Source organism: Chryseobacterium lacus (assembly GCF_003336205.1).
GTDB classification, from domain to species: Bacteria; Bacteroidota; Bacteroidia; order Flavobacteriales; family Weeksellaceae; genus Chryseobacterium_A; species Chryseobacterium_A lacus.
Genome location: NZ_QPIE01000003.1, coordinates 113,244 through 127,698 on the forward strand (window position 1 = coordinate 113,244; position 14,455 = coordinate 127,698).

Annotated in this window: 13 protein-coding genes; 8 read left to right on the top strand and 5 right to left on the bottom strand. The window is 39.8% G+C overall.

From position 1 onward, the window contains the following. Window positions 1-13 precede the first annotated feature (13 nt). Window positions 14-1,108, top strand: coding sequence for an LptF/LptG family permease (locus tag DQ356_RS04400; protein WP_114303264.1), 1,095 nt, complete (start codon window positions 14-16; stop codon window positions 1,106-1,108). Here the strand turns inward: DQ356_RS04400 and DQ356_RS04405 are convergent. After that, a complete protein-coding gene (locus DQ356_RS04405; RefSeq protein ID WP_114303265.1) occupies window positions 1,102-1,803 on the bottom strand; it encodes a biotin--[acetyl-CoA-carboxylase] ligase in 702 nt (233 codons plus the stop codon). The two genes, DQ356_RS04400 and DQ356_RS04405, sit on opposite strands and share 7 nt — an antisense overlap. 76 nt (window positions 1,804-1,879) lie before the next feature. On the opposite strand from DQ356_RS04405, the gene rsfS reads away from it, so the two are divergent. The 7 genes from rsfS to DQ356_RS04440 all read left to right on the top strand — a co-directional run bounded on the left by rsfS (window position 1,880) and on the right by DQ356_RS04440 (window position 9,320). Beyond that, window positions 1,880-2,242, top strand: coding sequence for a ribosome silencing factor (gene rsfS, locus DQ356_RS04410; protein WP_114303266.1), 363 nt, complete (start codon window positions 1,880-1,882; stop codon window positions 2,240-2,242). An 18-nt stretch (window positions 2,243-2,260) separates the two neighbouring features. Next, window positions 2,261-4,276, top strand: coding sequence for an ATP-dependent zinc metalloprotease FtsH (gene ftsH, locus DQ356_RS04415; protein ID WP_114303267.1), 2,016 nt, complete (start codon window positions 2,261-2,263; stop codon window positions 4,274-4,276). A gap of 115 nt (window positions 4,277-4,391) precedes the next feature. After that, on the top strand, window positions 4,392-4,973 hold the full coding sequence (locus tag DQ356_RS04420; protein ID WP_114303268.1) for an LUD domain-containing protein: 582 nt from the start codon (window positions 4,392-4,394) through the stop codon (window positions 4,971-4,973). 24 nt (window positions 4,974-4,997) lie between these two features. Continuing rightward, window positions 4,998-5,870 (top strand): phosphatidate cytidylyltransferase, encoded by an 873-nt coding sequence (locus tag DQ356_RS04425; RefSeq protein WP_114303269.1) that lies wholly within the window; start codon window positions 4,998-5,000, stop codon window positions 5,868-5,870. 2 nt (window positions 5,871-5,872) lie between these two features. Next, complete coding sequence (locus DQ356_RS04430) at window positions 5,873-6,526, top strand: phosphatidylserine decarboxylase family protein (protein ID WP_114303270.1); 654 nt, start codon at window positions 5,873-5,875, stop codon at window positions 6,524-6,526. A 74-nt stretch (window positions 6,527-6,600) separates the two neighbouring features. Beyond that, window positions 6,601-7,170: a hypothetical protein gene (locus tag DQ356_RS04435; protein ID WP_114303271.1), complete on the top strand. Its 570-nt coding sequence runs from the start codon at window positions 6,601-6,603 to the stop codon at window positions 7,168-7,170. Window positions 7,171-7,181: 11 nt separating this feature from the next. Next, window positions 7,182-9,320, top strand: coding sequence for a cation:proton antiporter (locus DQ356_RS04440; RefSeq protein ID WP_114303272.1), 2,139 nt, complete (start codon window positions 7,182-7,184; stop codon window positions 9,318-9,320). A 6-nt stretch (window positions 9,321-9,326) separates the two neighbouring features. Here DQ356_RS04440 and DQ356_RS04445 read toward each other — a convergent pair whose 3' ends face one another. The 4 genes from DQ356_RS04445 to DQ356_RS04460 form a co-directional block, all read right to left on the bottom strand. After that, window positions 9,327-11,159 (bottom strand): ABC transporter ATP-binding protein, encoded by a 1,833-nt coding sequence (locus DQ356_RS04445; RefSeq protein ID WP_114303273.1) that lies wholly within the window; start codon window positions 11,157-11,159, stop codon window positions 9,327-9,329. Between the two features lie 50 nt (window positions 11,160-11,209). Further along, complete coding sequence (locus tag DQ356_RS04450) at window positions 11,210-12,250, bottom strand: PA0069 family radical SAM protein (protein ID WP_114303274.1); 1,041 nt, start codon at window positions 12,248-12,250, stop codon at window positions 11,210-11,212. 107 nt (window positions 12,251-12,357) lie between these two features. After that, window positions 12,358-12,549, bottom strand: a complete 192-nt coding sequence (locus DQ356_RS04455; RefSeq protein WP_114303275.1) for a hypothetical protein — start codon at window positions 12,547-12,549, stop codon at window positions 12,358-12,360. Window positions 12,550-12,637: 88 nt separating this feature from the next. Then, window positions 12,638-14,041 (bottom strand): nucleoside recognition domain-containing protein, encoded by a 1,404-nt coding sequence (locus DQ356_RS04460; RefSeq protein ID WP_114303276.1) that lies wholly within the window; start codon window positions 14,039-14,041, stop codon window positions 12,638-12,640. Window positions 14,042-14,455: the final 414 nt, after the last annotated feature.

Here is a 14,455-nt window from a genome sequence, read left to right on the forward strand (position 1 = left end):
AGAATAAAGAATAATGGGAATTATTGACAGATACATCATCAGAAAATACCTCGGAACGTTCGGGTTTATTTTGCTGTTGCTGTCAGTTGTGGTTCTGATTATTGATGTTCAGGCCAAAAAACCGAGAATCCAGGACAACGGTTTCGAACTGTCTCATTTCCTGATCAATTATTATCCCTTCTGGATTATTTATCTGGTCATGACTTTCATGTCAATTCTGGTATTTATTTCCGTTATTTTTTTCACTTCCCGAATGGCCAACAACACGGAAATTGTAGCCATCATCAGCAGTGGAGCCAGTTTTCACAGATTTGCAAAACCCTATCTGATCACTTCACTTTTCATTGCAACAGCTTCTTTGCTCATTAATCATTTCGTATTGCCTTGGGCGAATGTGAAAAAAAATGAACTGGAAGTGTACACTTACAGCGCGGCCAACCGAGAGAAAATTATTGGAAGTGCGCCGGTTTCTACCCAAATCAATAAGGATGAATTTATTTTCATCCACAGTTACAACAAAAAAGAAAAAAGGGGTTCGGGGTTTGCTTATAAAAAATTTGATAAAAACAAAAAACTCACTTACCAAATCTTAGCTTCGGAAATGAACTGGGATCCGCAGAAAAAAGTATTTATTCTTACCAGTTTTCACGAAAAAACTATCAACAAAGACGATACCGAGCGCCTGAACAATGGCAACGAAATGACCCGCAGTTTCGGCTTTCCTCCTGAGGAACTTTTCCCGGATGTGCTGCTAAGCCAGAGCAAAACAACGCCGGAACTAACCAACTTTATCAACAGAGAACGGGAAAAAGGAAACAGCAACCTGAATACCCATTTGAATGAACTTCATCAGCGGACTTCTATGCCAGTTGCGGTCATCGTACTCACATTTCTGGCGCTGTCACTTTCTTCACAGAAGAAAAGAGGCGGTTTGGGTGTTAATTTAGCAATCGGAATTTCTCTTGCATTTGTATTTGTATTCTCATTTGAAGCCCTGAAAATTGTTTCTGAAAATAAAACGCTGTCGCCATTGCTGGCCATGTGGCTGCCAAATATGGTTTTCACGCCGCTCGCAGCCTACTTATATTTTAAAAGAGCCAATCAGTAAAGCAGTTCAATTTCTTTATGGGAAAATTTGCGAACGCCGTCTTTTTCTAAATTTATCCATAAATAACCACCAGAATCGGTCTGCTGAATAATGCCATTTTGTCGTACTCCTTTGATCTCAAAAACGGAAATTTCATCTTTTCTGAAAAGATGCTTATTGTAAACCGAAACGATATCTTCCGGTATTTTAAGACTAAATAAATATGAGAAACGTTGGAAAAGACCTCGTGCAAGCAAGTGAAGATCCACCATTTTCCCAGTTTGTGTCAGGATACTTCCAGCTTTCGGCAAGTCGATAAAATCTTTCTGCAGCACATTAATCCCGATTCCGATAATATATTTGTGGGCTTTTTTCTCAATTAAAATTCCTGCTACTTTTTTATTCTTGATGATTAAATCATTCGGCCATTTAATTTTCACTTCGCTTTTTGTCAGATTGGCAATAAAATCCCTGAGAATGACTGCGGTATAAAAATTGATCAATGCACCTGAGTTTTTAAAATGTGTTTCCTCAACTGCTATAGTAAAGGCAACATTCTGATGCTCAGTTGATTTCCACGAATTGCCATACTGTCCGCGACCTTTGGTCTGGTGAAAAGTATACATCCCAATCACATCGGTGCTTTGGAAATTCGGATGAAGGAGGATCTCATCATTCGTGGAAAGGCAATGTTGAAGGTATAAGAGCGGACTCATTTAAGAAAGTTTTAATACTTTTAAAAACGTGAAAATAAAGAAAAAACAATAAATTTGCAGATTAGAGAAAATTTTAATGAGTAAAAATACTGATAAACAGCAACTAATAGATAAAATCGTAGATGCAATACAGGATACCAAAGGTGAAGATATCATGATTTTTGACCTTACCGGAATTGAAAATTCTGTAGCCGAAACATTCATCATTTGTAGCGGAAATTCCAATACCCAAGTCTCTGCTCTTGCAGGGAATATCGAGAAAAAAGTAAGAAACGAACTGCACGAAAGGCCTTGGCATGTAGAAGGCTCCGAAAATGCCCTTTGGGTATTAGTAGATTATGTATCCGTAGTCGTTCATATATTCCAAAAAGAAGTTCGGGAGTATTACGAAATCGAAGAACTCTGGGGTGATGCCAAAATCACAAAAATCGAAGCTTAATCTTAAAGAACAAACTTAATGAACAATAAAGGATTTAACTGGTTTTTTCCCATTGCAATTATGGGAATTATACTGTATTTCGCGATGGGCTTTTTCGGGTCTTCCGATATACAGGAAATCACAGAAGAAGAATATTTCACCTTGATGCAAGAAGGAAAGGTTCAGAATGTGAAAGCTTACCGGGACAATTATACTGCCGATGTTTTTCTTACGGCTACAGCTAAAAAAGAATTAGCCAAAACCAATGAACAAAAAAGTCCGTTTTCCGGGCTCAATCCGGCGCCCAGCGCAGATTATACACTGAAATATGGTGACCTTCGCCTTTTTTTAGAAAAATTTGACAAGATAAAAGCAGAAAATCCTCAACTCACCACTACTAAAAATGTAGACCGTGCAGGATCGGCGATGCAGGAAATACTGATTCAAATCGGCATCGGGCTTTTCATCATGTTCATCATTTATTTCGTTTTCTTCAGAAGAATGGCAGGACCTGGTGGCCCTGGCGGACAAATTTTCTCTATCGGGAAATCAAGAGCCAAGCTTTTTGATGAAAAAGATAAAATAAATGTGACTTTCAAAGATGTTGCCGGACTGGAAGGTGCAAAAGAAGAGGTTCAGGAAGTAGTAGATTTCCTGAAAAATTCAGAGAAATACACCAAATTGGGAGGCAAAATTCCAAAAGGCGTGCTTTTAGTAGGTCCTCCGGGAACGGGAAAAACCTTATTGGCAAAAGCTGTTGCCGGCGAAGCAAAAGTACCTTTCTTCTCTCTTTCGGGATCAGATTTTGTTGAAATGTTTGTAGGTGTCGGTGCTTCCAGAGTTCGCGATTTATTTGCACAGGCAAAAGCGAAATCTCCCGCCATTATTTTTATTGATGAAATAGATGCCATCGGAAGAGCCAGAGGTAAAGGAAATTTCACAGGCGGAAATGACGAAAGAGAAAACACACTGAACCAGCTTCTTACAGAAATGGACGGCTTCGGAACGGATACCAATGTTATCGTAATGGCGGCTACCAACCGTGCAGATATTCTGGACAAAGCCTTGATGCGGGCTGGCCGTTTTGACAGATCCATTTATGTTGATTTGCCGGAACTTCACGAAAGGCGACAAATTCTGGATGTGCATTTATCAAAAATTAAATTGGACGATAATGTAGACAGAGATTTTCTCGCCAAACAAACTCCCGGATTTAGCGGTGCAGACATCGCCAATCTGTGTAATGAAGCAGCCTTAATAGCAGCAAGAAACAATCATGAAACCGTAACCAAACAAGATTTCCTAGATGCGGTTGATCGGATTATTGGAGGTTTAGAGAAGAAAAATAAAGCCATAAAACCTTCTGAAAAAAGAAGAGTTGCCTATCACGAAGCTGGTCATGCCGCCATTTCATGGTTGGTAGAACATGCAGCTCCGTTATTGAAAGTAACGATCGTGCCGAGAGGAAGATCATTGGGTGCAGCTTGGTATTTACCGGAAGAAAGATCCCTGACCACAACAGAACAAATGTACGACGAGATTTGCGCCACCTTAGGCGGAAGAGCTGCAGAACAAACCGTTTTTGGTAACATTTCTACCGGTGCACTTTCCGATTTGGAAAGAGTGACAAAACAGGCTCAGGCTATGGTGACCATCTACGGATTAAACGATAAAATTGGAAATATTTCCTATTACGACAGCTCCGGACAAAGCGAATATAATTTCGGAAAACCATATTCTAACGAGACGGCCAAACTGATCGATAGTGAAATATCCAAAATTATTGAACATCAATATGTAAGAGCTTTGGAAATTCTGGCAACAAATCGGGACAAACTGGATGCGCTGGCTCAAAAACTCCTTGAAAAAGAAGTTATTTTCCGCGAAGACCTTGAAGAGATTTTCGGAAAAAGAGCCTGGGATCCTGAACTGACCGAAACTCCGGTGAGCAACAAGGAAAATAAACTTGTAGAAGAAGTCACTGTGGAGGATCAGAAGCAGGAGGAAAAAAATAGTATAGCGTCTCCGGAAAGCGGAGGCGGAGATCAGCTTTAATATAATAAGTCCGATATTACTTAAAATATCGGATTTTTTTATATTTTAAAGTTCATTTTCATGAAAATTTAAATTATTTTCTATTTTTGTATTCATCTTAAAAACCTAATAAAAGTTGAGCTTATTTAAAAAAATAGTCAGCAAAATAATGAACCAGCCTGAGGACGAGGAAAGCCAAAGCCTGGAAAAACTGGGAGATTCGCTTAGAAATGCTGATCTGGACTATAAATTTGCGCAGCTTTTCACCCATTCCGGTGGTTTTTTTAATTATTGTGCCGATGAAGCCGAAGCTCTTCAGACCCTGAACCAAATCATTAAAATTGAAGGGATTCGTTCCATTTTTTGTTGTGACAAGGAATTGCGTAGTTTTTTGGATGTTGTAAAAACTCAGTACACGAACGATCTGGAACTGTATAATGATGCGGCATTCATTACTTGTGAATATTTAATTGCGTTCGACGGCAGAATCATGCTTTCGCATAATAATATCAAGCATTTTCACTCATCTCGTCTTCCGGAAAAAGTAATCGTAATGGCTAATATTTCACAGATTGTTTCCAACCTGAACGAAGCCATGAGCAAAATCAAAAGAAACGGAAATGTGAAAAACCTCACTTCTATCAGCGGAAGCCAGAATAAACTGGACGCACCGTCTAAAAACAATACCAAGCTTTTCCTTCTTCTGCTGGAAGATTAATCTCATCATTTTTAACTAATTATTTTGGACAGAAATTTCCTTCAGCGTGTTTTATCAGGTTTTATCTATGCCGTGATACTGATCGCTTGCGTGCATCCTATCGGAGCTGAAACGCTCAATAACATTTTGCCGTTAACGATAAAACAGCATTACCTTTTCTATGGTTTAATGTCATTTTTCTTTTTGGCCGGAGCCTGGGAATGCATGCGGATCATGAAATTCGGAGGCGGTTACGAAAAATGGATTGTATTTCCCTTGGCCATTTTCATATTCTATCTGTTTTCAAAAAGATTTTTTTATCACGATTTCTTTTTCAATTTCCGGCTGACTGAAATTCTGGCACTTTCCCTTATTTTAATCGCTGTGGTGACGCTTTTCAGATCTACAAACGAGCTGTATTACGACAGCGGAAAACTGATTTTTACAGTTATTTATACAGCACTTCCTTTCGGTTTTGCTTTAGGGTTACCCAGATATTCAGCTTATGAAAATACCTTCAGCCTGGAAGTTTTCTTCCTCTTTATTTTGATCTGGAGCAGTGACACCTTTGCTTATCTCACCGGAAAATTCTTTGGCAAACATAAAATGGCGCCTAAAGTTTCTCCCAAAAAAACCTGGGAAGGCTTTGCCGGCGGAGTAATTCTGACCATTATTCTGGCGTTTTTTATAGAAAAATACAATCCGGGGTTGCGCGGAAACTGGATGGTAGTGGGCTTTTTGGTATCCGTATTTGCTCCCTTCGGTGATTTGGTAGAAAGCCAATTGAAAAGAAGTTTCGGCGTGAAAGACAGCGGAAATATCATCCCAGGACACGGCGGAATTCTCGATCGGCTGGACAGTTTTATTATTTGCGCGCCCGTTGTATATTTGTACTTTATTTTAGAAAAGTTAATCTGACTATGAAACTTCATAAAGAATCCAAGGGAACTATTGTGGTTGCCAGCGTTGCGTTTGCTGTTGTGGCATTTCTGGCCATTTATTTTCTGCAGGTCTGGTCCTTACTCATCCTGATTCCTTTGCTGGTTGTCTATGGACTTATTTTTTGGTTTTTCCGGGTACCGAACCGTGAAATTCTGGATCATAAAGAGCAGGTCATCGCTCCGGTAGATGGGAAAGTAGTTATGATAAAAGAAGTGATGGAAAATGAGTTTTTAAAAGAAAAAGCCATTCAGGTTTCTATCTTTATGTCGCCGCTGAATGTTCACATTTGTAGGTTTCCGGTTTCAGGAAAGGTAATTTATAAAAAGTACCATCCGGGAAAATATCTGGTGGCATGGCATGAAAAATCTTCGACAGAAAACGAAAGAACTACCATGGCCGTGGAAAGCCTTACGCATCATAAAGTGGTTTTCCGACAAATTGCAGGATATGTAGCCCGGAGGATTGTTTTTTACTGCAATGAAGGGGATACCGCTAAAGCAGGACATGAGTATGGTTTCATAAAATTCGGTTCCAGAATGGACGTTTTTCTCCCCTTAGACACTGAAATTCTTTGTAAAATAGGTGATAAAACGAAAGGCGGAATTGATGTTATTGCCCGGATGAAAGAATGATTTTTCAATAAAAAACAGCAAAAAAAGTCCGGTTTCCCCGGATTTATTTGTATATTTTGCCAAATATTTTGATTATGATGAAATTTGCCAAATATATTTTTGCTGCGGCCACGATCCTTTTTCTGTTTTCCTCCTGCAATGAAAATATGAAAAGGAAAGAACTCGAAATACAGAAACGGGAACAGGCTGTTCTGCAAAAAGAAAAAAGTATTGCGCTGATCGAATCAGATTATCTGAAACTTCAAAAAATGCGAGATAGTATTATTTCCATACAGGACAGCATCAGTGTACATGTTCTTCCGATAGATATTCAGGGAAGATGGAACGGAAAACTGGTATGCACCGAATCCAACTGTACCGATTATGTAGTGGGAGATGTGAGAATGGACGAATGGGAAATAAGCGAAGATAAGGGCAACATCATTGCAAAAAACATCAACAAAGTCGGTGTAATAAGGGTATATACCGGGAAATATGAAGGAAACTCGATCCAGTTGTTTTCCGAGAGCGAACCTACCTCACCGAAAACCCGTCACTTTAAAATTGAATTTACCACGATGACGGAGAAAAAACTTTCTGGATTCCGGGAAATCCGTGTGGACAATTCCTGTCTCTCCAAATTCACGATTGAACTTTCACGATAACCATTTTTTGTATGCTGACGATTTTAAGCGCCTCGAAACACTTTTCGCTTCCTCTGGAAGATCCGGTTTTAAAGTTTCTGGTGATTCTCGTGATTATCCTGTTCGCTCCTATTTTGCTCAACAAAATAAAGGTCCCTCATCTCATCGGGCTCATTATTGCCGGAGCCGTCATCGGGCCTAACGGGTTTAATATTCTTCCCAGAGATTCCAGCGTAGTTGTTATAGGAACCACAGGATTGCTTTTCATCATGTTTCTTGCCGGCCTGGAAATAGACCTGACAGAATTCAAAAAAAACAAATGGAAAAGCCTGGGATTTGGTATGTTCACGTTTTCTATCCCATTATTTTTCGGGATTCTTTCAGGATATTATATTTTAGGATATTCTATCTTGGTGGCCGTGCTTTTTGCAAGTTTATTTTCATCCCACACCCTTATTTCCTATCCTTTGGTCAGCAAATTAGGGATTTCCAAAAACAGGGCAGTGAATATTACCGTTGGCGGAACCATGATTACGGATGTGTTGGCATTATTGGTTTTGGCAGTGTGTGTAGGGATGGCGCAGGGAGAAGTCACCACAACATTTTGGATACGTCTGGGAATTTCTATTTTGATTTTTGGAAGCGTAGTGCTTTTCGGATTCCCGATTATTGCGCGCTGGTTTTTTAAAAATGTAAGCGATAAAGTTTCCCATTTCATTTTTGTGATGGTGATGATTTATCTGGCAGCATTATTTGCAGAATTAGCCGGAATTGAAGCCATCATCGGAGCGTTCCTTGCAGGATTGGCACTGAATAAACTCATCCCTCACACTTCTGGACTGATGAACCGGATCGATTTTGTGGGCAACGCTATATTTATACCTTTTTTCCTGATCAGCGTCGGGATGATTATCGATTTTAATGCTTTTATTAAAGATTTTGAAACCATAAAAGTCGCACTTATTATGACGATTCTCGGAATCGGAACCAAATATCTAGCGGCGATGGCAACTAAAAAAACCTTCAGGCTGACGGACGATGAAGGCAACCTGATGTTCGGACTATCCTCTGCTTCTGCAGCAGCTACACTGGCAGCCGTTATGGTGGGATATAACGTCATTATTGGTGAAACTGAAAATGGCGAACCGATTAGATTACTCAACGAGAGTGTTCTGAACGGCAGTATTTTGCTGATTTTGGTTTCTTGTACGGTATCGTCTTTCGTATCTCAAAAAAGTGCGAAAAATATTGCTGAAGAAGAAAATGAAAACAGCCTTTCGGAAGGAAATGATGAAGAAGAAAAACTGATGTTGGCCATCAATTATCCCGAAACCGTGGAACCGATGACCAATTTAGCATTAGTTACCAAATCCAAGAAAAATACAGACCAGGTGTACGCGCTGAACATCATCAATGAAGAACAGAACGAATCTTCGGAAAAAAATGCAGAGAAACTTCTGAAAACAGCCACAGAAATAGCCGCCGCTGCGGATCTGAAACTGAATGTTCTGAAAAGGCATGATTCCGATATTGTCAACGGAATTAACAATGAAATAAAAGAACATAAAATCACCGATTTGATTATTGGGGTCGATAATAAAAAAGGATTTTCGTCGGCGTTTATGTACAATCTGTACAACGGATACCTGAACAGTGAATCGACCAATGTGTTGGTGTACCATTCTGTACAGCCTGTTTCCACGGTAGAAGTGTATCATGTATTAATTCCGGATAACGCACATAAAGAATCAGGATTTTTCAAAGCATTGCTCACCATTTGGAATATCTCCAGAAATTCGGGAGCGAAAATTATCTTTTATGCTGAAGAGAATACCCTGAAAATGCTGGAAAATATTCAGAAAAAAGCCACAGTCGATGCGGTATTTATACCTTTGAGCAACTGGAATGAATTGCCGGAAATTGCGAATAAAATGAAGACGGATGAGGCGTTAATTCTGATCATGGCCAAGCGGGGAATGAAATCTTACCGTCCGGAAATGCGTCATGTTCCGCTGTATCTGGACCGTAATTTCAAAGATAAAAATTACTTACTCGTCTATCCGGCTATGGTAGGAAAACAGGAGGATAGCTATGGACTGCACACCCGGAGTTTCAATAACCCTGATGATTTTGCGGAAATCGGTAAATTAATTGGAAATATTTTCAGGTAATTTATTTCATTCAAAGTTCTGAAGATCTACCAGTTTACGGTAAATTCCGCCTTTATCATAGAGATCGTTATGATTCCCTTGCTCTACGATTCTGCCACGTTCCATCACGACGATAAGATCCGCTTTTTGAATGGTGGAAAGGCGGTGAGCAATAACGAGTGAAGTACGGTTTTCCATCATTTTTTCCAGAGCATCCTGCACAAATCTTTCAGATTCTGTATCCAGTGCGGAAGTAGCTTCGTCCAAAATCATAATCGGAGGGTTTTTCAGCACTGCTCTGGCAATAGAAATGCGTTGTTTTTGTCCGCCTGAGAGTTTGCCTCCCGCTTCGCCTATTCCAGTTTCATACCCTTTTGGTTGATCAATGATAAATTCATGCGCATTGGCGACCTTTGCAGCGTGTTCTATCTTTTCTTTGCCTGCCTGCAGATTTCCCAATGCAATATTATTGGCAATGCTGTCATTGAAAAGAATATTATCCTGTGTTACAAGCCCGAAAAGACGGCGGTAACTGGAAAGTTTTAAATTCTTGATATTATGTCCGTCAATGAAAATCTCGCCTTCCTGAACATCGTAAAATCGGGTAATCAGATTGGCAACGGTGCTTTTTCCACTTCCGCTTTGCCCTACTAATGCTATTGTTTTTCCTTTGGGAATCGTAAGGGAAAAATTGTGAAGTACTCTTCGGTCTTCATAAGAAAAACTTACATTTTTAAATTCAATTTTATCATTAAAACCTTTAATTTCGAATGCGTTTTCATCTTCCCTGATTTGATATTCAGCATCCAGAATTTCAAAAACCCTTTTCGCCGAAACTTCACCTTTCTGGAAATTGGAAATCGAATTGGAGAGTCTTTTTAATGGATCCAGAATGGTATAGAATAAAGAAATATAAACAATAAATTCAGCTCCACTCAGCCCTTTCCCCTGCAAAGCGAGTTTTCCGCCGAAATAAACAATCATTCCGATGGTTATCGCTCCCAGCAGCTCACTCACAGGTGAAGCCAGCGCTTTTTTCTTGAAAAGCCTCAAGGAAAGTCGCCGGATGGAATTCAAGGTTTGGTCGAACCTCGCCTTAATCTGATCCGAAGCATTGAATATTTTAATGATTTTTAACCCTACCAAAGATTCGTCCACATAAGAATACATTTTCCCGAGCTCGTTTTGGGCTTCTCCGGTATCTTTTTTCAGGCTTTTGCCAATAAGCGAGATCAGGGTTCCCATAATTGGAAAAACGATGAGCGTAAAAACTGTCAGCTGAAAATTGGAATACAACAAATAACCCATGGTAAGGATAATCACAATAGGCGAACGGATAATATCAATAAGGCTGTTCAATATATTGCCTTCTATTTCACCAACGTCTGAAGTGATTCTGGCGAAAACATCTCCTTTTCTTGTGTCTGAAAAAAAAGCCACAGGCAAGTCCAGAATTTTGTCGTGCATATTGCTCCGGAAATCCCGGGAAACACCGGTTCTGGAGTAGGTGAGATAGAACTCTGAAAAGTAACTGAATATATTTCTGAACAGAAACATACTGATAAAAATAATACAGGTAATCAGCAGAACGTATTCTGCACCACGGGTTTCTTCCAGATTCTGAATGAAATAATTAAAACTGTCTTTAAGATAGGTGGCGATATTAAAAAGAGAACCGTCAAACTCGGGTTTTGCTTCAATTCTCGGCGTTTTTTTATCAAAAAGAATATTCAAAACAGGAATGAAAAACAGCATCGCAAAAATGTTGAAAACTGCATACAGGATATTGAAAAAAATACCGGCAGCCAAACTGCCTTTGTACGGCAGGATATACTGGATCGCCCGTTTATAATAATTCATTGAGAGATTTTGATGCACAAAATTAAGGAAAATAGTACAAACGGTTGATCTCAAAAAAGTTTTAATTGCCGGGCTTTGGTTCCGGTAAAATGTTCTGTAGATAAAGCAGGCATTTTTTTTCCAGCAAAGAATTTTTTATTACCCAAAGCAAAGGTTTGATGAATCATATCTGCGATATTTCCCTGGCCCTGATACCGTTCAAAAAACCGTTTTTCGCCCAAGTTTCCGCCTCTCATTGATCGGATCAGGTTGAGCACTTTCTGAGCGCGATCCGGGAATGCTGTTTCAATCCATTTTACAAAAACCGGTTCGACCGTATCGTTAAGCCGAACTAAAACATACCCGAACGACAATGCACCTGCATCCGACACGCTTTTAAGAATGCTGAGGCTTTCGTCGCTCGTAAGGCCTGGAATAACGGGAGCGACCATCACATTCACAGGAATTCCGTTTTCCGAAAGAATTTCTATGGCTTTCAGTTTGTTTCTGGCAGAAGAAGTTCTGGGTTCCATGGTGCGGCGAATGTCTTCATTTAAAGTAGGAATGCTTAGAGAAACACGAACAAGGTTTTGCTCAGCCATCGGTTTTAAAATATCCAGATCTCTGAGGACCAGTGCGTTTTTAGTGATAATACTTACGGGATGACGGTAATCTCTGCACAATTCCAGCAACTTTCTGGTAATCTGCAACTGCCGTTCTATGGGTTGATAACAGTCGGTATTGCCGGACATCAGAATGGTTTGGGGGATATATCCTTTCTTCTGAAAGAATTTTTCAAGAAGGTCGGGTGCTGATTTTTTCACCATGATTTTCCTTTCAAAATCTACTCCTGCGGAAAATCCCCAAAATTCATGTGTAGGCCGGGCAAAACAATAGGAACAGCCGTGTTCGCAGCCCTGATAAGGATTCATGGAATATTCAAAAGAAAGATCCGGGCTTTTGACTTTATTGACAATCGTCTTCGGGAATATTTCTGTGAAACTCGTTTTTACAGTGTCAGGATGATCATCAGGTTCAAACGTATAGCGATCAAAACGGTTGATAACGTTCTGCTGCGCACCTTGTCCTTTTATAAAATTTTGATCTTCCATGCAGTAAAATTAAGGCGCACAAAATTAATAAAGTGACTTTCCAAAAAGAAGTTTTCCACAAAAAAAGCCGGCGTAAGACAACCGGCAAATTCTGTATTGCCTTATGGTTATTTCAAAGCCAGATATTCGATTCCGTGGTGTAAATCCGAATTTTCATCATCATCATAAAGATGTCGGTGGTAGTCCGAATATTCAGAATCATAATCTTTATTGGAGAGCAAGCGCTTGACTAATGTGAATCCCATAACTGCGAAAAAGCCGAATATCCCTGCAATAATAACTCCTGTTTCTTTTTTCATAAAAATTGATTTTGCTCTTTCGGAAATTACAAAATCTGTTCCTTTCTATGCCGATATTTCTTTTTCAATATGAATTAAATATCAATTTTTATCCGAAGAACAAATAGGCAAGGGTAATGGACGTGATAATGCCTACAAGATCTGCCAGCAACATGGCTCCCACAGTATATCGTGTATTTCTGATTCCGACAGCGCCAAAATAAACGGCAATCACATAAAAGGTCGTATCCGAACTTCCCTGTAGAACTCCCGCAAGCCTTCCCTGAAAACTGTCGGCACCAAAAGTCGCCATAGTATCTACCATCATTCCGCGGGCTCCGGATCCGGAAAGAGGCTTGATTAACGCAGTAGGTAAGCCATCTACAAAACGGGTATCGGCTCCGGAAACACTGGCAAGGAATTTCATCCCGTCTATGATAATTTCAAAAATCCCGGAAGTTCTTAGCAGTGAAATAGCGATCAACATTCCTACCAAATAAGGGATAATTTTAACACAGGTCCAGAATCCTTCCTTGGCTCCTTCAATAAAAGCATCGAACACATTAATTTTTTTATACACACCTCCGGCAACAATAGCGAAGAAAATAAGAAGAATAATTCCGTTGCTCAGCACCTTGCTGAAGCCGTCCAGTTCTTCTTTGCTCAGCTGAACCAGAAAAACTACCAAGCCGGCTATAATCGCAGAAATCCCTCCAATATAGGCCAGAACAACAGGTTGGAATAAATTAATTTTTTGTTTAAATGAAACAATAATCAGGGCCGCCATGGTGGCAGCGAAAGTGGCAATCAGACAAGGAAGAAAAATATCCGTTGGCGTTTCAGATCCCATACTGGCCCGGATGGCAATAATGGAAACTGGAATCAAGGTAAGTCCGCTGGCGTGAAGGCAGAGAAACATTACCTGTGCATTACTGGCGGTATCTTTGGAAGGGTTCAGGGTTTGCAGGCTTTCCATCGCCTTCAGGCCGAAAGGAGTAGCAGCATTATCCAGTCCCAATAAATTAGCACTGAAATTCAGCATCATGTGTCCAAAAGATGGATGATTTTTTGGGACTTCGGGAAACAGCCGGGAGAAAAAAGGCTGTATCATTCTGGAAAGCAGATTAATCCCTCCTGCTTTTTCTGCAATTCCCATAAATCCCATGAAAAGGGTCATTATTCCGATAAGTCCAAGACAGATTTTAACTGCGGTTTCTGAGGTACCGATAACGCCGTCAGCAGTTTGAATGCGATAGACCTCAACGCTCTGCCTTAGTGAATCCGTACGGTAGTGCACCGTTCCTTCCTGAAACTCCGGATTTTTCAGTAATTCCTGTTGCATACCGGTATTCAATTCATGGAAAGGTTGTGTCGCAATCGCTATGGTATCACCACTTCTCCCCACCACCATATCATTATAAATCGCTTGATAATTAGGCGAAAAAATATATTTTATGCTGGCCAGTACAATTGCAACAATAATAAAAGCCGACCAAATTCTGCTCAGTACCATGTTTTAAATTTGGAAATTGAAATGGAAAATACGACACATAACTGAATCAAATCTTTTCTTCATGAATCCCAAGAAGTGACACCGAACCATAAAAACAAAACAGGAACTGAAAAATTTTTCATAGAAGATAATTTGAAATGATTATTCAAAGATATATTTTTTTGTTCAGCTCCGGAGACAAACGGATTTAAAATCTAAAATTGAACTCCGTGCCATATCCGTTCAGAACATCAATTTCATTCCTTACGCATCGAAATTTTTTCTCATAAAATGAGCCTTATTCCCAGCGTCTTCTAGCGGAAACAGGAGATGAAAGAAAGAATTCTTATAAACCTAGTCAGGATGTTGATTTTTCTTAGTCCATTTTCCTGAAAACTTGGTCAGGTTTCCAAAAATGCTGGTCAGGTTTTCGGT